Genomic DNA, 19,566 nt, shown 5'->3' on the forward strand with positions numbered 1-19,566 from the left:
ACCTGGCTCCATAGCAGCAAATGGAGAACTGCCCGCCCCCACGTGCGGTCGGCGCGTGGGGGCGGGCAGGAGCTACCGGAGTCGAGCCGGCAGAACGCCCGTCAGCGCGCGAGTTCCTTCGTGATCCGCTCGAGCATGAACTTCGAGGAGTCGACTGCGCGTTCCTCCCACGCGAACACGCACGCGGTGGCGATGCCGTCGAAGTTCATCTCCCGCAGCGTGCCGAAGAACGCGTCCCAGTCCACCTCGCCCTGTCCGATGTCGAGGTGCTGGTGGATGCGCGCGGGAGTTCCGGGCGGGTTGAGGATGTAGCGCAACCCGGACGAACCCTTGTGGTTGAAGCTGTCGGCGATGTGCACGTGCTGGAGCTTGTCCCCGGAGTAGCGCAGCATGGCGGGGATGTCGGCGCCCGTGTCGTCACCGGACAGGTGGAACGTGTGCGGGGCGCAGTACAGGTAGTTCACCCACGGCTTGTTGATCGCCCGCACCAGGTCCACCGCCGGGGTGTTGACCTCGCAGAAGTCGTCGGGGTGCGCCTCCAGGTTCAGCGCGATGCCCTCGCGCTCGAAGACCGGGAGCAGTTCCTCCATCGAGCGCCAGAACGCCGCCTCGCTCTCGGTGGCGCGCTCCGGCCTGCCGTTGAACTCGGAGTTCATCTGCCGGCAGCCCAGCTCGGCGGTCACCTCGATCATCCGCCGCCAGTACCGGACCGCGGCCTGGCGTTCGGTCTCGTCGGGACCGGACCACCGGTACAGCGGCAGCACGCTCGCCACCTGCACGCCGGTCTCCCGCAACGCGCTCCTGAACTCGGCGACCCTGTCGTCGTCGGCGCGCGGGTGCAGGAAGAACGGCATGAACTCCTCGCGCGGGGACAGTTCGATGTACTCGTAGCCGATGTCGGCCACCGTGCGCACCATCTCCCGGATCGGGAGCTTGCGCAGCATGAACGGGTCGAGCGCGATCTTCACTGGTTGTTTCCTCCGTACAGGCCGGGACGGTCTTTCAGTGCCACGGGTACGACCTGCCCGCTGTGCAGCGCCTCCACCGTGGCGCCGCAGATCGCGGTGGCCGCGTACCCGTCCCAGGCGGAGGGCCCACCGGCGGCGCCGTGCGCCACCGAGTCGACCCAGCTCTGCAGCTCCGCGTCGAAGGCGTCGGCGAAGCGCTGCTTCCAGTCCTGCGTGATCGCCGCCCGCACCGAGCCCGCCGACGGCAGACCCGTCCGTGCGGGGTCGGGCAGGCGGACCGTCCCGCTCTCGCCCACCACCTCGCACTGGATGTCGTAGCCGTACTGGCAGTTGACGAACACCTCGACGTCGATCCGAGCGCCCGACTCGGTCTCGAACAGCATGATCTGCGGGTCCTGGAGGTGCTCGAACCGCTTGCTGGTGCGCCGCGGCCTGATCACCTGCGCCGAGACGATCTCGTCGTCGAGCAGCCAGCGCAGCGTGTCGATCTCGTGCACCGCCGTGTCCTGCGCCGCCATCGCCGAGTGGTAGGTCTCGGGCACGGTCGGGTTCCGGTGCACGCAGTGCGCCATCAGCGGAGTGCCGATGCCGCCCGCGTCGACGAGCTCCTTCATCTCCCGGTACCCGGCGTCGTAGCGGCGCATGAAGCCCACCTGCACCAGGCGCTTCCCACGGGCGCTTTCGGCCTCGACGATGCGAAGGCAGTCCTCGACCTCGGTGGCCAGGGGCTTCTCGCAGAACACCGCTTTGCCCGCCTCGATCGCGGCCAACACGTGCTCGGCGTGCGTCGGCCCCCACGAGGTGACCAGCACGGCGTCCACGTCGGCCGACCCGATCACGTCGGCGCCGGAGGGCATCGTCCTCGCCCCGACACCACCCGCCACGCTCGCGGCGCGGTCAGCGTCGATGTCGGTGACGGCGACGATCTCGGCCCCGGTGACCACTCGGGTCAGCCGGCGGATGTGGTCCTGGCCGATCATGCCGGTCCCGATCACTCCCACCCGCACGGTCATCTTCCTTCTCCTCTCGGCGATCCGCTCGGCGCCACGTCAGGCGCTGAAGCGCGCGTGCAGCTCGGTTTCCAGCGTTTCCAGGGAGCGGCCACGGGTTTCCGGCACGAACCTGGCGACGAAGCCGAGGGCGAGCACGCCGACGGCGACGAAGATGAGGAACGTGTAGGAAATGGTGAACGCGTCGACCATGACCGGGTAGGTCAGCCCGATGACGAAGTTGGTGGACCACAGCGTCAGGCTCGCGATGCCGAAGGCGAAGCCCCGCATCTTCAGCGGGAAGATCTCGGCGAGCATCAGCCAGGTCACCGGCGAGGTCGCCCCCTGCTGGAAGGCCAGGAACGTCACGGTCAGCGCGAGCACGACCAGCCCGCGGCCGAGGCCTTCCGGCATCACCATAGACACGATCGCGACCGCCAGCAGGGCCGTGGACGTGCCCGCGATGCCGACCAGCAGCATCGGACGCCGGTTCACCCTGCCCAGCAGGTAGATCCCGACGAAGGTGGCCAGCACCGAGATCACGCCGTTGGCGATGTTGGCGATGAGGGCGCCGTCGGCCGAGAACCCGGAGTTCTTCAGGATCTGCGTGCCGTAGTACATGATCGTGTTGACACCGCTGACCTGCTGGACGATCGCGATCCCGATGCCGACCAGCACGAGCTTGCGGATCCACGGGACCGCCAAGTCCGACCAGCCGCCGGTCTGCGACTTCTGGTCCTCCTGCGCGAGCCTCCGCACCTCGGTGAGCTCGTCCTCGGCGCGCTGCGCCGAGCGCACCTGGCGCAGCACCTGCAGGGCGTCGGAGAACCGGCCCTTCGACGCCAGCCACCGCGGGCTTTCGGGCATTACGAGCATCCCCAGCCACAGCACCACCGCGGGCAGGGTGGCCACGACGAGCATGTAGCGCCACACGTGCGCGGAGTCGCCGAACACTCCCGCGATGCCCGCGTTGAAGCTGAACGCCAGCAGCTGGCCGGTGACGATCATCAGCTCGTTCTGGGTGACCAGCCGCCCCCGGCGCTCGGCGGGTGCGATCTCGGCCAGGTAGGTCGGGACCGTGACCGACGCGCCGCCGACCGCCAGGCCGAGCACGAACCGGGCGGCCACCATCACCTCGGTGTTGGGAGCGAAGGTGCACGCGAGCGTGCCCAGCACGAAGATCGCCGCGAGCATCAGCAGGTTGCGCCGGCGTCCCCGCGCGTCGGAGAGCCTGCCGCCGAAGAACGCGCCCAGGGCGGCGCCCAGCAGCAGCGAGCTCGTCACCAGACCCTCGGTGAACGGCGTGAGCCCGAGGTCCCCCTGCATGTACGGAAGGGCCCCGTTGATCACGCCGGTGTCGTAGCCGAACAGCAGGCCACCGAAGGTGGAGACAACGGTGATGACCTTCAGCCGGCGCGAGTGCGGCCCCTTGGTCTCCAGCGGCGCCGAGGGGGCCGGGGGCACGTCACTGTGCACTTCGGACATCTCATTCTCTTCTTCGTCGTCGGAGGGGTTCGCGGGTGGATGCGGGGGTCACCGGGTCTCGGGACGCCGGGTACCGCTGAGGCCGCACCGGGCGAGGTACTCACGGGTGCGGACGGCGATGGGCAGCGGGACGTCGGGCTCGCAGGGGTAGAGGTCCTGCTCGACGATCACGAACAGCTCGTCGTCCAGACCGGCCAGGGCCTCGGTGACCTCCGCGGGGTTGGGCACACCGGCGGGCGGCTCCACGCACACGCCCCGCTTGACGGCCTCGCCGAAGGACAGCCCCTCGGCGAAGACCTGCTCCAGCACCCCCGGGTCCATCTGCTTGATGTGCACGTACCGGATGCGCTCGCTGAAGCGGCGGATCAGGTCGAGGTTGTCGCCGCCGCCGTAGGCGACGTGGCCGGTGTCCAGGCACAGGTTGGCGTACCGCGAGTCGGTCTCGTCGAGGAAGCGCTCGATCTCCGGTTGGGTCTGGATGTGGCTGTCGGCGTGCGAGTGCAGGCACAGCCGCACGTCGTAGTCCTCCAGCAGGATCTTGCCGAGCTCGTTGGCGGCCTTGCCCAGCGCGCTCCACTGCTCGGCGCTCAGGACCGGCTCCTCGGTGTAGGCGCCGGTCTTCTCGTCCCGGTACATCGGCGGGATGAACACCAGGTGGTGGGCACCCGCGGCCGCGGTCAGCTCGGCCACCTGGCGGACGGCCGCCAGCATCTCGTCCCACTCGCGCGGCCGGTGCAGCGCACCGAACGTGGTGCCGCCGGAGACCTTCAGCCCGCGCGCACCGACTTCCTCGGCCAGCCGCTGCGGGTCGGCCGGCAGGTAGCCGGGCGGGCCGAGCTCCAGCCACTTGTAACCGGCCTCGGCCAGTTCGTCCAGGAAGCGGGTGTAGGGGACCTGGTGGTCGTCCTGCGGGAACCACACCCCCCACGAGTCCGGTGCGGAGCCGAGGCAGAGATTGCCCGCCACGGTGCGGGCGATGGTGGGCTGTGACGCCGTCGTCATCGACGGACCTCCTCACGACGAGCTCAAGCTCGGGGATCGGGCGACTAGAGCGCGCTACTATCGCGCTCTAGGCCCGGTACTATGCTGCCGGTCACACGCAAATGTCAATACGTTCTGTCAAAGTAGCCGCAAGGCAACATGGAGCGATGGACGATCACCCGACCGAACGCCGCCGCGACGGCGCACGGGAACGCAAGCCCACGATGGCCGACGTCGCCGCGCGGGCGGGTGTGTCCCGCGCGCTCGTCTCGCTGGTCTTCCGGGGCCGGCCGGGCGCCAGCGCCGCCACCCGCGAGCGGGTGTTCAGCGCCGCGGACGACCTCGGCTACCGCCCGGACACCGCGGCGCGGCTGCTCGCGCGCGGCCGCAGCCGCACGCTCGGCGTGATGCTGACCGTCCACCAGCCGTTCCACGCCGACCTCGTCGAGGCCATCTACCCGGCGGCGGAACAGGTCGGCTACGAGGTGCTGCTGTCGGCGAGCGCACCGGTGCGCGACGAGACCAAGGCCGTGGAGGCGCTGCTCAGCCACCGCTGCGAGGGCCTGATCCTGCTCGGCTCGCAGGCCGACGCCCGCTGGCTGGACGAGCTCGGGCGGCGCACCGCCACGACCGTCGTCGGCCGGCGCCTGCCCGGCACGCACGTCGACAGCGTGCACACGGCCGACGCGCTCGGCATCAGGCAGGCGGTCGACCACCTCGTGGAACTCGGACATCGCGCGATCACGCACATCGACGGCGGACAGGCCCCCGCGGCCGCCGACCGGCGCCGCGCCTACCGCGCCGCCATGCGCGCGCACGACCTGGCCGAGCACGTCGACGTGCTCCGCGGCAACCACACCGAGGACGCCGGGATCGAAGCAGGCCACACCCTCCTGACCCGAGGCGCGCTACCCACCGCCGTGCTCGCCGGGAACGACCGGTGCGCCATCGGGCTGATCGGCACATTCCTGCGCGCCGGCGTGGACGTGCCGGGAGAGGTCTCCGTCGTCGGTTACGACGACAGCCACATCTCCCACCTGGTCCACGACCTGACGACCGTCAGCCAGGACGCGCTGCGCATGGGGGAGCACGCGGTCCGCTCGGTGGTCAGGCGACTCGACGACGACTCGCTCGACCCGGAGGAGATCGTCCTCGAACCGAAGCTCGTCGTGCGCAACACCAGCGCTCCGCCACGGGACGGAAGAACGGCGCCCTGACCCCAGCCAAGTGTCCTAATGTACGGACATATTGTTGACAGGCGTTAGTGCGTTGGCTAGACATGGACCGGAAGCCACCGCCGGACCGGGTCACCTCTCGTGCCCGTTCCGCACCGCTAGGAGTTGCCATGCCTCTGGTCCGGATCGACCTCGTGCGAGGTCGCAGCGAAGCGGACGTGCGCGCCGTCGCCGACGCCGTGCACGCGGCGCTGGTCGACGTCCTCGGGATCCCCGAGGACGACCGCTTCCAGGTGATCAGCGAGCACGAGCCGGGGCGCGTCATCGCACAGGACGCCGGTCTCGGCTTCCAGCGCAGCGACGCGCTGGTCATGATCCAGGTGTTCACCCAGGTTGGCCGGGACACGTCCACCAAGCAGCAGGTGTTCGAGGCCATCGCGTCGCGCCTGGGCGCGCTCGGCGTCGGGGGCCACGACGTGTTCGTCGGGATCGTCGAGAACACCGCCGCGGACTGGTCCTTCGGCTTCGGACGCGCGCAGTACGTCGTGGGCGATCTCCCGGTACCCGCGCGTCCCTGACCGCAGCCGACCCGCTCCCCGCCGACCTTCTCCCCTGGTGCCCGCTCCCTGGGCCCGCTCCCCTGCCGCCGCGCCCGCCCGCCTCTGGCGCGACCACTCCGGAGGTTCCACGCAGATGACATGCGCCCCGTCCACGCCGAGCCCCACCGTCACCCTGAACAGCGGTGCGCGGATGCCCCAGCTCGGGTTCGGCGTGTACCAGCTCGCGGCGGACGAGGCGACCGAGGCCGTCGGCACCGCGCTCCGGGCCGGGTTCCGCAGCATCGACACCGCGACCGCCTACCGCAACGAGGCAGCGGTCGGCCGGGCGATCGCCGAGTCCGGCATCCCGCGCGAGGACCTGTTCGTCACCACGAAGCTGTGGAACACCCACCAGGGCTACGACTCCACGCTGCGGGCGTTCGACGCCAGCCTGAGCGAGCTCGGCCTCGACTACGTCGACCTCTACCTGATCCACTGGCCCATGCCCGGCCGGGACCTCTACGCGCGGACGTGGAAGGCGTTCGAGAAGCTCCACGCGGACGGCCTGGTCCGCAGCATCGGCGTGTCGAACTTCCACGTCGCGCACCTGCGGCGGTTGTTCGACGAGTCCGGAGTCGTACCCGCGGTCAACCAGATCGAGCTGCATCCCAGGCTCCAGCAGCACGGACTGCGGGCGTTCCACGCCGAGCACGGCATCGCCACCGAGGCGTGGAGTCCCCTGGGACGCGCGCAGGGTCTCCTGGACAGTTCGGCGATCATCGAGCCGGCCGCCCGGCACGGCCGCAGCCCGGCGCAGATCGTCCTGCGCTGGCACATGCAGCTCGGCAACATCACCATCCCGCGATCCCGGACACCGTCCCGGATCCAGGAGAACATCGACATCTTCGACTTCGAGCTGTCCGCCGAGGACATGGAGGCCCTGGCCGGCCTCGAGCTGGGCGCCCGCATCGGCCCGGACCCCGACGTCCTCGGAGCGTGACCGACCCGAGCGGGAACTTCAGGCACCGGCCTGGGATGAAGCGGGCGGCACTCGTCGACCGGCGGAGGGCCGCCGCCTGCTATGCACCGCCGCGCGGCGGCCCGGAAGTCTCCCGGACGACCAACCGGGCCGGCGTGACGGTTTCCGTTGCCACCACGGCATTCTCCGTCCGCGCGATGGCGCGCTCGACCGCCGCCCGCGCGAGCTGTGCGGCGTCCTGGCTCACCGAGGTGAGCCGCACCGTGGCCAGCGCCGCCATCCTGGTGTTGTCGTAGCCCACGACCGAAATCTCCCCCGGCACCGCGACACTTCTGGACCACAGGGTGAGCAGCAGCCCGAAGGCGATCATGTCGTTGTGCGCGAGAATCGCGGTGGGCAGCGGCTCTGCGCCGTCGAGGAGCCGCCCGGCGACCTCCACGCCCGACTCCTCGGTGGGACTGCCGTGCAGCACGCGGACCTGATCGCCGAGACCGTGCGCGCCCATCGCCTCGACGTAGGCGTCGCGCCGGATGGCGCTCATGACCGCGCACCCGCCATCGACGTAGGTGATGGACCGGTGCCCGAGCCCGACGAGGTGGGCGACGGCGTCGACGACGCCCTGGTGGTCGTCGGAGCGCACCGAGTCCACCCCGTCGGCTCGCACACCGGCGCCGACGCTGACGACCGACGCGAGGGCACCCACCTCCGCGAGCTGCTCCGCGCTCAGATCGGGGCTGACGAGGATCAACGTCTCGCACCGGTCGCGCAGCAGGTCCGCGATGGCCTCCCGCGCCGGCCGGTTCGGGGCGGTGGCGCTGAGCAGCAGGCCGTAGCCGGTCCCCTCCGCCGCGCGGTACAGGTTCTCGATGACGTCGGCGTGGAAGCTCTGGTCGACCGAGAACGTCACGCCGAGCAGCCGCGACCGCTGCTGGCGCAGCAACCGCGCACGCTGGTCGGGCCGGTAGCCGAGGCGCTGCGCGGCATCGAGGATGCGCGCCCGCGTCCGATCCGAAACGCCCGGCTCACCACGCAGCGCCACCGACGCCGAAGAGACCGACGTACCGGCTTCCCGCGCCACGTCGACGATCGTGGTCTTCCCGGCCTTCCCCGCCACGTGCACCCGCCTTCCGACACACCGAGTGCCCGCGGCCGGCGCGCCGGCGCGGGAAAGCACTCCGGATGATGTGTTGACGCAGGCACCATGGCTCCGGGCGCCTGCCACCACAGGTTACCGGAACGTTCCGGTAACCGATCCGAAGGCCTCGACGCGGAGACGATCAAAAGTGCGTCACAGCGGGTCCGTAATCGGCCATCGCAGTCCGAACGCCGTCCCGTTCCATTTCCGGGACGACGTTCGGCCGCAGGCCCGCGAAAAGCTCGTGACCCGGACTTCGCACCTGTGCCCGCACTGAATGCACGCATGAGAGGAACACCGGCGCCGTGCCCCCAGTTGAAAGTTCCCGCGGGTACGGCACCCCCATGGCGCGAAAATGCTCGTACTGCGTGCGGCCGGTATTTCAGCGCTCGTTGGCGCACGTCGTTTTCAGGAAGAGGGCGGGGCGCTCATCCCCTCCCGTCTCAGCCGGCGTCCGCGTTGCCACCGGCTCCACCGACGCCGTCACCGCCGATGCCGGAAGCACCGATACCGCTGCCACCGGGACCACCGGGACCGCCGTCGCCGACCGTGCTCCCGGCACCGCCGGCGCCACCTTCACCGCCGCCGGTACCGCCGCCCGTACCACCGCCGTTGCCGCCATCGCCGGCGGCGGCGTTGTGGGTCCCACCGCCGCCCCCGAACGCGAACGCCGTCAGCAAGGTACGTGCCGGGAGGTACTCGACCCGCTCGTTCTCCAGCTCGGAAATGCTCAGTTCGCCAGACACCGTTTTTCTCCCTTTGCGGATGAGCCGAATGCCGGGCCGCGCAGGAAATCCCAATTGCCTTGCGACCCACTTCGGCGGGTGTTCGTTTTCGGCTGCACCGGGGGGAGAACCCCCAGGCCACGTCACCACGCAGGGCCATTCCAGTTTCTCTCCGTCATCGTAGGCGGGTGCCACCAGGATGTACACCGGCGGCGCCCGCACGGATTCACGCGTTCCACCCGACGACGCGCCAGGCGCAGTTGTGAAGGCGAAAGCCAGGGACTTGTTGCCCTACCAACGCACATGCGACGCGGCGACGATGTCGGCTTCCTCAGTGACCGAGCGTGGTGGACCCCGAGCATCGATGGTCCGCCCCGCCGGTGCCCGAGCGGTCTATGAGGCCGACGAGTTTTCAGTCCACTCTGGACATCGGGCGCGCTTCCTCCGCCCGGTCATCGCCGGACATCGGCACCTTCCCTGGCCCGCAGAACCGAAGCGGCCCGGTCGCACCAGTCCCGGTTCCCGCGCTCGAACTCGCGACCCCGCAAGCACGTCAGGTAGGGGCCGACTTGGGCAGCGCGCGCCAGGAAGTCCGCTTCGTCGAGGTCACCGCGCATCCTGCCGAGGAGCTTGTCGAACAGCTCGATCTTCGCGCCGGCGATCGCCGCGCGTTCCTCGAGCTGGCCGATCAGCTCCGCGGCGTCGACCGAGTCGGCGGCCACGACCTTGACCATGAGGTCGTCGCGGATGGACGAGGGACTGGACGGCGCGGCCGCGAACCGGCGCAGTTCGGTGAGCCCCGCGCCGGTCAGCGTGAACATCCGCTTGTTCGGCCGGGTCTCCTGCACCACCTCGCGGCCTGAGACCAGGCCCTCCCGCTCCAGCTTCGCCAGCTCCGAGTAGAGCTGCTGCGGCAGCGCGTGCCAGAAGTTGGCCATGCCGACGTCGAAAGCCTTGGCCAACTGGTAGCCGCTGCACTCACCGTCCAGCAGCGCCGCCAGCACCGCATGCCGCAAGGCCATCCCGCGTCCTCCCTGGCCCGGATCAACTCTGGTCACTATAGTCAATTTTCTGACTAATCACATACTTGACCAAGGAGTGCACATGGAGACCGTCGACCGCTTCCGCACCGCCGTCGAAGGGCGCGACGCCGACGCGCTGGGGCCGCTGTTCGCGCCCGAGCCGCGGTTCTTCAGCCCGGTGAAGTTCGCCCCGTTCGAGGGCAGGGCCATGGTTCTCGGCGTGTTCAGGGTTCTCCTGCGGCGCGTCTTCGACGACTTCCGGTACGTCGGCGAGCTGCACGGCACGGCGGAGACCGAGGCGGGAGCGGCGGCCGACTCGCACCTGCTGATCTTCCGGGCGGTGGTCGGCGGCAAGCGGATCCACGGCATCGACCTGATCCAGCTCGACGACGACGGCCTGATCGCGGAGTTCACGGTCATGGTCCGGCCGCTGAGCGCCGTGACCGCGATCGGCGAGGCGGTGCACGCCGGCCTCGTCGCCGAGGCGCTGCTGCCGAGCGGAACGTGACGGAACTCCGTTCGCGAGCCAGTGGCTCCGCGGCCCCACCTCCGCCACTCGACGAGGTGAACCAACGCCCAGGGCCGTGACGTGAATCACCCGTCAACTCTTGATTCATTCCAGAAAATCAGCCAGACTGCGCAGCGTGCCAACGACGACTGCGGACTTCGAGCGCATGTTGCGCGAGGCGGAGCTGCGTGTGACGCGCCCTCGGGTGGCGGTGCTGTCCGCGGTGCACGATCATCCGCACGCCGACACGGAGACCATCATCGGTGCCGTGCGCGGAGCACTCCCCAAGGTGTCGCACCAGGCCGTCTACGACGTGCTGCGCGCGCTGACCTCGGTGGGGCTGCTGCGTCGCATCCAGCCGATGGGCTCCGTGGCTCGCTACGAGGCACGGGTCGGGGACAACCACCACCACATCGTGTGCCGGTCGTGCGAAACCATCTACGACGTCGACTGCGCCGTGGGCACACCTCCCTGCCTGACCGCGTCCGATGCCCACGGCTTCTCGATCGACGAGGCCGAGGTCATCTACTGGGGACTGTGCCCCGACTGCGCCCCCGACTCGGATCCCGACAAACCTGAGCCCGAAAGGAATTCCGGTGACTGACAGCCCTGACGCCACCACCGGCGGCTGCCCGGTCGCGCACGGCGACCGGCTCCCCCACCCGACCCAGGGAGGCGCCAACACCCACTGGTGGCCGAACCGGCTCAACCTGAAGCTGCTGGCCAAGAACCCCGCCGTGGCCGACCCGATGGGCGAGGAGTTCGACTACGCCGCGGAGTTCAAGACCCTGGACCTGCCCGCCGTCAAGGCCGACATCCAGGAGGTCCTGACCACCTCCCAGGACTGGTGGCCCGCCGACTTCGGGCACTACGGCCCGCTGATGATCCGCATGGCCTGGCACAGCGCGGGCACCTACCGCGTCAGCGACGGCCGCGGCGGCGCCGGCACCGGCCAGCAGCGGTTCGCGCCGCTGAACAGCTGGCCGGACAACGTCAGCCTGGACAAGGCCCGCCGTCTGCTGTGGCCGGTCAAGCAGAAGTACGGCCGCAAGCTCTCCTGGGCCGACCTGATGATCCTGGCCGGCAACGTGGCCCTGGAGTCGATGGGCTTCGAGACCTTCGGCTTCGCCGGTGGCAGGGTTGACGCCTGGGAGCCCGAGGACGACGTCTACTGGGGTGCCGAGACCACCTGGCTCGGCAGCGACCAGCGCATCTCCGGCGGCGAGCAGCGCGAGCTGGAGAAGCCGCTGGGCGCGACCCACATGGGCCTCATCTACGTCAACCCGGAGGGCCCGGAGGGCAAGCCGGACCCGGTGGCCGCCGCGCGCGACATCCGCGAGACGTTCGGCCGGATGGCGATGAACGACGAGGAGACCGTCGCCCTCATCGCCGGTGGTCACACCTTCGGCAAGACCCACGGCGCGGCCCCGGACTCCAACCTCGGCCCCGACTCCGAGGCCGCCCCGCTCGAGGCGCAGGGCCTGGGCTGGCACAACAGCCACGGCACCGGCAAGGGCGCGGACACCATCACCAGCGGTCTGGAGGTCACCTGGACCTCCACGCCGACCCAGTGGAGCAACGGCTTCTTCGAGAACCTGTTCGGCTACGAGTACGAGCTGTACCAGGGCCCGGGCGGCGGCTGGCAGTGGCGGCCGAAGGACGGCGCGGGGGAGGGCACGGTCCCGGACGCCCACGACCCGTCCAAGAAGATCGCGCCGAACATGCTCACCACGGACCTCTCGCTCAAGGTCGACCCGATCTACGAGCCGATCTCGCGGCGGTTCTGGGAGAACCCGCAGGAGTTCGCCGACGCCTTCGCGCGTGCGTGGTTCAAGCTGACCCACCGCGACATGGGCCCGGCCGACCGCTACCTCGGCCCCGAGGTCCCCTCCGAGGAGCTGATCTGGCAGGACCCGATCCCCAAGCCCGACCACGAGCTGGTCGGCCCCGCCGAGATCGCGGAGCTCAAGGGCAGGATCGCCGAGTCCGGCCTGACCGTGCGGCAGCTGGTCTCCACCGCGTGGGCCGCGGCCTCGACCTTCCGGGGCAGCGACAAGCGCGGCGGCGCCAACGGCGGCCGCATCCGCCTCGAGCCGCAGCGCAGCTGGGAGGTCAACGAGCCCGACCAGCTCGCGACCGTGATCAGCACGCTGGAGGGCATCCAGGAGTCCTTCAACGCCGGGTCCGGCGCCAAGAAGGTCTCGTTCGCCGACCTGGTCGTGCTCGCCGGCGGCGTCGGTGTCGAGCAGGCCGCCCAGGCCGCCGGGTTCGACGTCGAGGTCCCGTTCACCCCGGGTCGCGGCGACGCCACCGCGGAGCAGACCGACGTCGAGTCCTTCTCGCACCTCGAGCCGTCCTCCGACGGGTTCCGCAACTACCTCGGCAAGGGGCACCCGCTGCCCGCCGAGTACCAGCTCGTCGACAAGGCGAACCTGCTCACCCTGAGCGCGCCGGAGATGACGGTCCTGGTCGGTGGCCTGCGTGTGCTGGGTGCGAACTACCAGCAGTCGGAGCAGGGCGTGTTCACCGAGAAGCCCGGCACGCTCACCAACGACTTCTTCGTGAACCTGCTCCAGATGGGCAACACGTGGAAGGCGACCGACGAGACCTCGGAGACCTTCGAGGCCACCGACGCCTCCGGCCAGGTGAAGTGGACCGGCACCCGGTTCGACCTGGTCTTCGGCTCGAACTCCGAGCTGCGGGCCGTGGCCGAGGTCTACGCGTCCGACGACGCCAAGGAGAAGTTCGTGCGCGACTTCGTGGCGGCGTGGGACAAGGTGATGAACCTCGACCGGTTCGACCTCGCCTGATCCCGGCGTGTGGTTCACCCCGGCGGGGTGAACCACACGCCGTGGGACCGAAGTGACGCGCAAGCCCCCGCCCGCCTGGGCGGGGGCTTGCCGCGCGTTGGGGCTGGCGCGGCTCCACATCCATAACCGCCCGTCATGGATGCGCCGCGATCGGCATTTCCCTCGCGAGGGCGAGCGGCCATAGCGTCGGCGGCATGAAGATTCTGCTGATCGGTGCCGCCGGGAAGCTCGGCACCGCGGTCAACGCGGCGCTGACCGCTCGCGGCCACGAGGTGCTCGCGGCAGGGCGTTCGAGCGGGGACCTGCGCTACGACATCGCCGACCCGGCGCAGACCTCCGCTCTGTACGACCGGGTGGGGCCCGTGGACGCGGTGGCCAGCGCGGCGGGCGACGTGCCGTACAAGCCCGTCGTGGACATGGCTCCGGAGAACTACGAGGCCGCGTTCCGCGGGAAGGTGCTCAGCCAGATCGAGCTGGTCCGCCAGGGCGTCTCCCGCATCGCCGAGCGCGGCTCGTTCACGTTGATCACCGGCGTGCTGTGCCGCGACCCCATCCCGACGAGCAGTGCCGCGGCGATGGCCAACGGCGCGGTCGAGGCGTTCGTGCGCGCCGCGGCGATCGAGATCGCGCCGCAGCGCATCAACGCGATCAGCCCGACCGTCTTCACCGAGAGCCTCGCGAAGTACGGCGACTTCTTCCCCGGGGTTCCCCCGGTCGACCTCGCCCAGGTCGCGCAGGCCTACGTCCGTTCCATCGAAGGCGCCCACACCGGCCGGATCTACGAGCTCAGCTAGCACGCCGGTTCAGCACCGAGGGGGCTCGTCGCCGTGCGACGAGACCCCTCTTCGTTCCGGGCTGGCGGCCTACGTACCGCTGGACGCGGTGGGCTCGGCTGCTGGTGCGCCGGTGATTTCCTGCCCTGATGGTGTTTCCGGCTCCTCGGCGGGTCCATCGAGAGCGTCCTGGAGTTGCGCGGTGTGGAAGCCGCTGCGAACCGCCCACCAGTAGCTCGCCCCCGCGACCACGACCACCGCCAGCAGGTCGAAGGGCTCCGGTAGCGGCGCTGTCGCCAGTGGACCGAACTCGCCGTAGTAGGACAGTGCCAGCACCGCGAGCAGCGTGGTGATCAACCAGGCTCCGGCGTCGAGGTGCGTGCGGCCCTCGGCGGTGCTCGCCACTCGCAGCGCGGCGAGGTAGAGCGCGAGGGTGGTCGCCATGGCGGCGAAGTACCAGGGGAAGTCCCAGCTGCCGGGGCGCTGGGTCTCGCTGGTGTTCATGAACCAACCGCCGTGCGCGTTGACGACGACCCAAGCGACGAGGAACGCCGCGGAGAGACCCCAACCGGCGTTGCGGTGGATCCAGCCCGCCCGCACCGCGGTGTAGGAGCCGTAGACCGCCAGACCGGCGAAGGTGATGACGAGGAGCTGGACCAGCGAGCTGAACCCGGTCGCGTACACGATGAACAACCCGGCCACGTAGCCGACGGGCGCCCAGAAACCCACGGCGGGAAGGCGCGGGCCGGTCAAGACGCGTGGCGCGAAACGTGTGGCCTGGATGCGCTCGGATCTCGTCCGACCGGCGGGAAAACGGCCTCAGCGGCCGGGAGCGAGGGCCGCGTCCCGACCGGTGGAGCCCTGGTCGAGCACCAGGAGCGCGAGGTACACCGAAAGGCGGGTGGGCGGGTCGTCGAGATCGCGGTCGAGGAGTTCCGACAGCCGCCGCAGGCGGGCGTAGGCCGCCGGCCGGCTGGTGCCGATTCGCGAGGCGAACGCGGTGACGACGCCGTCGGTCTCGACGTAAGCCCGCAACGTCTTCAGCAACTCGTTCCGGCGCGCTTCCGGCAGCCGCAGCAGCGGGCCGAGCTGTTCCTCCACATAGGACAACAGGCGGCGGTCGTCGCGCAGCCGCCAGACGAGACCGCGGACACCGAGGTGGCGGGGCCGCCACACCGCACGGGCCGCCGGGTCCGGAGAAGCGTCAGCCACGTCGGCGGTCTGCAACGCGTGGTGCAGCGCATCGGGAAGGTCCGCGAAGGCCGCGGCCGGATCCGAAGCCGCGACCGCGCGGACCCGGTCCGCCGGGAGACCAGGCGCCAGCGCGCAGACCACGTCCGGCTCGTCGTCGAGGGACGCGCAGGAGACGACGACGGCGATCCGCCCCGGTCGCAGCGGGCCGACCAGGGCAGGCCGGCGCGTGTGGCGCACTGCCGACGCGACGACCTCGAGGGCTTCCCGGTCCCCCTCCCCCGCGGCCGCGGGGGCCACCACGACCAACACCGCGAACGGTCCGCCGGTGGGCAGCCCGAGCGCCCTGGCCCGGACGCGCAGGGCGCTTTCGGACGCCTCGGACGCTCCGAGGATGTCGGCGAGAAGACCCCCCTGCGCCTCGAGTTCGATGCCCGGGGAGCTCGCGTCGATGCGCACGAGCACCGCGATGGCCTCGGCGGCCTGAGTGAGGACGAGGCGGACGCGCTCGGCGTCGGCGGCGCGGCGCGGAACCACGAGCCGGCCCCAGCGCTCGACGCGCGGGCCGACCGCGGCGCTGAACCACCCCTCGGGGCCGGACGGCTCCGCCGGACCGGCAGGCAGTGCCTGCCGGGAGCGGACCGTCCAGTCCCGCAGCAGGTCTTCCGCGACGTCTCCGGCGAAAGCCAGCGCGCGGTGCCCGAGATCTTCGAGCACGACCGGAAGCTCCAGCAGCGCCGCGGCTTCGCCGACCACCGTGCTGACCCCCGCGCTGTCGACCATCAGCGTCCGGAAGGTCTCGGTGACCCGCTGCGAGAACTGCATGTGCGCGTACTGCTCGTTGAGGATCCACGCGTGCACGACCTCGGTCACCTCGACGAACCGCACTGCGGCGCGCAGCTCCACCAGGGGGAAGCGCAGCGCGCGGGCCGCCTGCACCAAGGTCTCGGGAAGCGACCGCAGGTGCTGCCCCAGCTCGATGACCAGGCCCACCGCACCGGCGTCGCGCAGCGCCGTCAGGTACTCCAGGTGGTCGGTGGCGGGGTCGGCCACCGCCGCTCCGATCGAGAGGATGAGCTCGCCGCCGCTCAGGGTGCCCGCGGGCTGGCGCTGCTCGCTGACGTGCACCCAGCGCACGCGGTTGAGCAGGGCGGACCGGCCGGCTCGGACGGTCGGCGTGCCCGCCCGCAGAGCCGGCAGCGCGAGGACGTCGGCCACCGTCGGGAACACCGGGCGGACTTTACACTTCGTAAGGGAGAGCCGTCCGCGGCCGACGTTCTGTTGCTTCCCCGCGCACCCGGTCTCCGGCCACACTCCCTCCCATGGTGGCTACTACACAGGCCGACGAGGCCGTTCCCACGCTGCACCACTGGGCAGGCGGCCCGAAGGACGGCAGGCACGACCGCTTCTCCGAGGTCACCAACCCGGCGACCGGTGAGGTGACCGCGCGCCTCCCGCTGGCATCGGAGGAGGAGGCGGCCGAGGTCGTCGCGGCGGCGAAGGCGGCGTTCCCCGCCTGGCGCGACACCAGCCTCGCCAAGCGCGCCCAGATCGTCTTCAGGTTCCGCGAGCTGCTCAACGAACGCGCGGGCGAGCTGGCCGAGCTGATCACCGCCGAGCACGGCAAGGTGCTCTCCGACGCCGCCGGGGAGGTCGCCCGCGGCCAGGAGGTCGTCGAGTTCGCGTGCGGCATCCCCCACCTGCTCAAGGGCTCGATGACCGAGAACGCCTCGACCAGGGTCGACGTCACCTCGATCCGCCAGCCGCTGGGTGTGGTCGGGATCATCTCGCCGTTCAACTTCCCCGCCATGGTGCCGATGTGGTTCTTCCCCATCGCCATCGCCGCCGGGAACACCGTGGTGCTCAAGCCGTCGGAGAAGGTGCCGAGCGCCGCCCTGTGGCTGGCCGAGCTGTGGAAGGAAGCAGGCTTGCCCGACGGGGTTTTCAACGTCGTCAACGGCGACAAGACCGCCGTCGACGCCCTGCTCACCCACCCCGACGTCAAGGCTCTCTCGTTCGTCGGGTCGACTCCGATCGCCCGCTACGTCTACGAGACCGGCACCGCGCACGGCAAGCGGGTGCAGGCGCTGGGCGGCGCGAAGAACCACATGGTCGTGCTGCCCGACGCGGACCTGGACCTGGCCGCGGACCAGGCCGTCAACGCCGGGTTCGGGTCGGCGGGTGAGCGGTGCATGGCGATCTCCGCGCTGGTCGCGGTCGGCGACATCGCCGACGTCCTCGTCGGCAAGATCGCCGACCGGGCCAAGGCGCTGCGCACCGGCGACGGACGCCGCGGCTGCGACATGGGCCCACTGGTGACCAAGGAGGCCCAGCAACGGGTCTCCGGCTACATCGACGCCGGCGAGGCCGCGGGCTCCACGCTGGTCGTCGACGGGCGCAACGGCGAGTTCGACGCCGAAGGCTCCGGTTTCTTCGTCGGACCGACCCTGTTCGACCACGTCACCCCCGACATGTCGATCTACACCGACGAGATCTTCGGACCGCTGCTGTCGGTCGTGCGGGCCGACACCTACGAAGAGGCCATCGAGCTGATCAACGCCAACCCGTACGGCAACGGCACCGCGATCTTCACCAACGACGGCGGCGCGGCGCGGCGGTTCCAGAACGAGGTCGAGGTCGGGATGGTCGGCATCAACGTCCCCGTCCCGGTCCCGATGGCCTACTACTCCTTCGGCGGCTGGAAGAACTCGCTGTTCGGCGACACCCACGCGCACGGGACCGAGGGCGTGCACTTCTTCACCCGCGGCAAGGTCGTCACCACCCGCTGGCTCGACCCCTCCCACGGCGGCATCAACCTCGGCTTCCCGCAGAACGACTGACAGACCTCACGAGGGGATCTCGATGACCACGCTCGACAACGCCACCGCACCGTCCACATCGCAAACCCCGGCCGCCGAGTCCGCCGCGCGCCACCTCTGGATGCACTTCGCCCGCATGGGCGGCCGAGGACCGGAGAACCCCGTCCCGGTCATCACCCGCGGCGAGGGCGTGCACCTCTGGGACGACCGCGGCCGACGCGTCCTCGACGGCCTGGCCGGGCTGTTCGTGGTGCAGGCCGGCCACGGCCGCCGCGAGCTGGCCGAGGTGGCCGCCCGCCAGGCCTGCGAGCTCGCCTACTTCCCGGTGTGGGGCTACGCCACTCCGCCGGCGGCCGAGCTCGCCGAGCGCCTGGCCCACCTCGCCCCGGGCGACCTCAACCGCGTCTTCTTCACCTCCGGCGGAGGCGAAGCCGTCGAGTCGGCCTGGAAGGTCGCCAAGCAGTACTTCAAGCTCGTCGGAAAACCGCTGAAGCACAAGGTGATCAGCCGGTCCGTGGCCTACCACGGCACACCGCACGGCGCGATGGCCATCACCGGGCTGCCGAAGATGAAGCAGGACTTCGAGCCGCTGGCCCCGGGCGGTTTCCGGGTGCCCAACACCAACATCTACCGGAACCCCGAGTTCGCCGGCGACCCGGAGGCGTTCGGCCGCTGGGCCGCCGACCGCGTCGAGGAGGCCATCCTCTTCGAGGGTCCCGACACGGTGGCCGCCGTCGTGCTCGAGCCGGTGCAGAACTCCGGCGGATGCCTGACCGCGCCCCCGAGCTACTTCGCGCGGGTCCGCGAGATCTGCGACCGCCACGACGTGCTGCTGGTCTCCGACGAGGTCATCTGCGCGTTCGGCAGGCACGGCCACACCTTCGCCTGCGACAAGTTCGGCTACGTGCCCGACCTGATCACCTGCGCGAAGGGCATGACCTCCGGCTACGGCCCGCTCGGAGCGCTGATCGCCTCCGACCGCGTGATGGAACCGTTCCTGCGGCCCGGCGTCACCTTCCCCCACGGCTACACCTGGGGCGGCCACCCCGTCTCGGCGGCCGTCGCGCTCGCCAATCTCGAGCTGATGGCGGAGGAAGGACTGCACCAGCGGGTTCTGGACAACGAGCGGGCGTTCGGCGAGACGCTCGGCAAGCTGCTGGACCTGCCGATCGTCGGCGACGTCCGCGGCGACGGGTACTTCTGGGCCGTCGAGCTGGTCAAGGACAAGGCCACCCGCGAGACCTTCGACGCCGACGAGCGGGAGCGTCTGGTCCGCGGCTTCCTGCCCGGGGCCCTGTTCGACAACGGGCTGTACTGCCGCCCCGACGACCGCGGCGACGTCGTCGTCCAGCTCGCCCCGCCGCTGATCGCCGGGCAGGCCGAGTTCGACGAGATCGAGGGCATCCTCCGGCACACGCTGCTCGAAGCCACGTCCGCCCTCTGACCCGGGACAGCTCGCCGCAGGTG

18 protein-coding genes are annotated in these 19,566 nt (G+C 70.5%); 9 read left to right on the forward strand and 9 right to left on the reverse strand.

What is annotated here, in order from left to right:
* Positions 1-101 precede the first annotated feature (101 nt).
* From SACE_RS22580 to SACE_RS22595, 4 genes are read right to left on the reverse strand one after another with little or no spacing between them, the layout of a single operon-like run.
* The gene (locus SACE_RS22580) at positions 102-968 is read right to left on the reverse strand and encodes a sugar phosphate isomerase/epimerase family protein (RefSeq protein WP_009943453.1); all 867 of its coding nucleotides are present in this window, start codon (positions 966-968) and stop codon (positions 102-104) included.
* Positions 965-1,981 carry a Gfo/Idh/MocA family oxidoreductase gene (locus SACE_RS22585; protein WP_009943452.1) on the reverse strand — a complete coding sequence of 339 codons (1,017 nt, stop codon included), beginning with the start codon at positions 1,979-1,981 and terminating at the stop codon, positions 965-967. Before SACE_RS22585 ends, SACE_RS22580 begins: the two co-directional genes overlap by 4 nt.
* A 36-nt stretch (positions 1,982-2,017) precedes the next feature.
* Positions 2,018-3,442, reverse strand: coding sequence for a sugar porter family MFS transporter (locus tag SACE_RS22590; protein ID WP_009943450.1), 1,425 nt, complete (start codon positions 3,440-3,442; stop codon positions 2,018-2,020).
* Positions 3,443-3,490: 48 nt separating this feature from the next.
* Entirely contained in the window at positions 3,491-4,444 is a 954-nt protein-coding gene (locus SACE_RS22595) for a TIM barrel protein (RefSeq protein ID WP_009943449.1), read from the reverse strand.
* 146 nt (positions 4,445-4,590) lie between these two features.
* On the opposite strand from SACE_RS22595, the gene SACE_RS22600 reads away from it, so the two are divergent.
* From SACE_RS22600 to SACE_RS22610, 3 genes are all read left to right on the forward strand, one after another.
* A complete protein-coding gene (locus SACE_RS22600; RefSeq protein WP_009943448.1) occupies positions 4,591-5,640 on the forward strand; it encodes a LacI family DNA-binding transcriptional regulator in 1,050 nt (349 codons plus the stop codon).
* Positions 5,641-5,768: 128 nt separating this feature from the next.
* The gene (locus tag SACE_RS22605) at positions 5,769-6,176 is read left to right on the forward strand and encodes a tautomerase family protein (protein WP_009943447.1); all 408 of its coding nucleotides are present in this window, start codon (positions 5,769-5,771) and stop codon (positions 6,174-6,176) included.
* A gap of 115 nt (positions 6,177-6,291) precedes the next feature.
* Entirely contained in the window at positions 6,292-7,137 is an 846-nt protein-coding gene (locus tag SACE_RS22610; protein WP_009943446.1) for an aldo/keto reductase, read from the forward strand.
* Between the two features lie 79 nt (positions 7,138-7,216).
* Here SACE_RS22610 and SACE_RS22615 read toward each other — a convergent pair whose 3' ends face one another.
* From SACE_RS22615 to SACE_RS22625, 3 genes are all read right to left on the reverse strand, one after another.
* Positions 7,217-8,230: a LacI family DNA-binding transcriptional regulator gene (locus SACE_RS22615; protein WP_011874414.1), complete on the reverse strand. Its 1,014-nt coding sequence runs from the start codon at positions 8,228-8,230 to the stop codon at positions 7,217-7,219.
* Positions 8,231-8,694: 464 nt separating this feature from the next.
* Positions 8,695-8,997, reverse strand: a complete 303-nt coding sequence (locus SACE_RS22620) for a hypothetical protein (RefSeq protein WP_009943443.1) — start codon at positions 8,995-8,997, stop codon at positions 8,695-8,697.
* Between the two features lie 431 nt (positions 8,998-9,428).
* The gene (locus tag SACE_RS22625; protein ID WP_009943442.1) at positions 9,429-9,998 is read right to left on the reverse strand and encodes a PadR family transcriptional regulator; all 570 of its coding nucleotides are present in this window, start codon (positions 9,996-9,998) and stop codon (positions 9,429-9,431) included.
* A gap of 82 nt (positions 9,999-10,080) precedes the next feature.
* Here SACE_RS22625 and SACE_RS22630 point away from each other — a divergent pair, with 82 nt between their 5' ends.
* From SACE_RS22630 to SACE_RS22645, 4 genes are all read left to right on the forward strand, one after another.
* A complete protein-coding gene (locus tag SACE_RS22630; RefSeq protein ID WP_009943441.1) occupies positions 10,081-10,506 on the forward strand; it encodes a nuclear transport factor 2 family protein in 426 nt (141 codons plus the stop codon).
* Positions 10,507-10,672: 166 nt separating this feature from the next.
* Entirely contained in the window at positions 10,673-11,110 is a 438-nt protein-coding gene (locus tag SACE_RS22635; RefSeq protein WP_009943440.1) for a Fur family transcriptional regulator, read from the forward strand.
* On the forward strand, positions 11,103-13,316 hold the full coding sequence (katG, locus tag SACE_RS22640) for a catalase/peroxidase HPI (protein WP_009943439.1): 2,214 nt from the start codon (positions 11,103-11,105) through the stop codon (positions 13,314-13,316). Before SACE_RS22635 ends, katG begins: the two co-directional genes overlap by 8 nt.
* 194 nt (positions 13,317-13,510) lie before the next feature.
* Positions 13,511-14,110 (forward strand): short chain dehydrogenase, encoded by a 600-nt coding sequence (locus SACE_RS22645; RefSeq protein WP_009943438.1) that lies wholly within the window; start codon positions 13,511-13,513, stop codon positions 14,108-14,110.
* Between the two features lie 69 nt (positions 14,111-14,179).
* Here the strand turns inward: SACE_RS22645 and SACE_RS22650 are convergent, their stop codons facing one another.
* The gene (locus tag SACE_RS22650) at positions 14,180-14,818 is read right to left on the reverse strand and encodes a hypothetical protein (protein WP_011874417.1); all 639 of its coding nucleotides are present in this window, start codon (positions 14,816-14,818) and stop codon (positions 14,180-14,182) included.
* Between the two features lie 90 nt (positions 14,819-14,908).
* Positions 14,909-16,510 carry a PucR family transcriptional regulator gene (locus tag SACE_RS22655; protein ID WP_009943434.1) on the reverse strand — a complete coding sequence of 534 codons (1,602 nt, stop codon included), beginning with the start codon at positions 16,508-16,510 and terminating at the stop codon, positions 14,909-14,911.
* 92 nt (positions 16,511-16,602) lie between these two features.
* Between SACE_RS22655 and SACE_RS22660 the strand changes: the two genes are divergently transcribed.
* Positions 16,603-18,120, forward strand: coding sequence for a CoA-acylating methylmalonate-semialdehyde dehydrogenase (locus SACE_RS22660; RefSeq protein WP_009943433.1), 1,518 nt, complete (start codon positions 16,603-16,605; stop codon positions 18,118-18,120).
* Between the two features lie 22 nt (positions 18,121-18,142).
* Complete coding sequence (locus SACE_RS22665) at positions 18,143-19,543, forward strand: aspartate aminotransferase family protein (protein ID WP_009943432.1); 1,401 nt, start codon at positions 18,143-18,145, stop codon at positions 19,541-19,543.
* Positions 19,544-19,566: the final 23 nt, after the last annotated feature.

It is taken from the genome of Saccharopolyspora erythraea NRRL 2338 (genome assembly GCF_000062885.1).
GTDB classification, from domain to species: Bacteria; Actinomycetota; Actinomycetes; order Mycobacteriales; family Pseudonocardiaceae; genus Saccharopolyspora_D; species Saccharopolyspora_D erythraea.

Bases quoted from the DNA above. Each gene is read 5' to 3' on its own strand.
- SACE_RS22605 (WP_009943447.1), top strand. From the start codon at position 5,769: ATGCCTCTGGTCCGGATCGACCTCGTGCGAGGTCGCAGCGAAGCGGAC.
- SACE_RS22600 (WP_009943448.1), top strand. From the start codon at position 4,591: ATGGACGATCACCCGACCGAACGCCGCCGCGACGGCGCACGGGAACGC.
- SACE_RS22625 (WP_009943442.1), bottom strand. From the start codon at position 9,998: ATGGCCTTGCGGCATGCGGTGCTGGCGGCGCTGCTGGACGGTGAGTGC.
- SACE_RS22630 (WP_009943441.1), top strand. From the start codon at position 10,081: ATGGAGACCGTCGACCGCTTCCGCACCGCCGTCGAAGGGCGCGACGCC.
- SACE_RS22610 (WP_009943446.1), top strand. From the start codon at position 6,292: ATGACATGCGCCCCGTCCACGCCGAGCCCCACCGTCACCCTGAACAGC.
- SACE_RS22660 (WP_009943433.1), top strand. From the start codon at position 16,603: ATGGTGGCTACTACACAGGCCGACGAGGCCGTTCCCACGCTGCACCAC.
- SACE_RS22645 (WP_009943438.1), top strand. From the start codon at position 13,511: ATGAAGATTCTGCTGATCGGTGCCGCCGGGAAGCTCGGCACCGCGGTC.
- SACE_RS22595 (WP_009943449.1), bottom strand. From the start codon at position 4,444: ATGACGACGGCGTCACAGCCCACCATCGCCCGCACCGTGGCGGGCAAT.
- SACE_RS22585 (WP_009943452.1), bottom strand. From the start codon at position 1,981: ATGACCGTGCGGGTGGGAGTGATCGGGACCGGCATGATCGGCCAGGAC.
- SACE_RS22665 (WP_009943432.1), top strand. From the start codon at position 18,143: ATGACCACGCTCGACAACGCCACCGCACCGTCCACATCGCAAACCCCG.
- SACE_RS22590 (WP_009943450.1), bottom strand. From the start codon at position 3,442: ATGTCCGAAGTGCACAGTGACGTGCCCCCGGCCCCCTCGGCGCCGCTG.
- SACE_RS22635 (WP_009943440.1), top strand. From the start codon at position 10,673: ATGTTGCGCGAGGCGGAGCTGCGTGTGACGCGCCCTCGGGTGGCGGTG.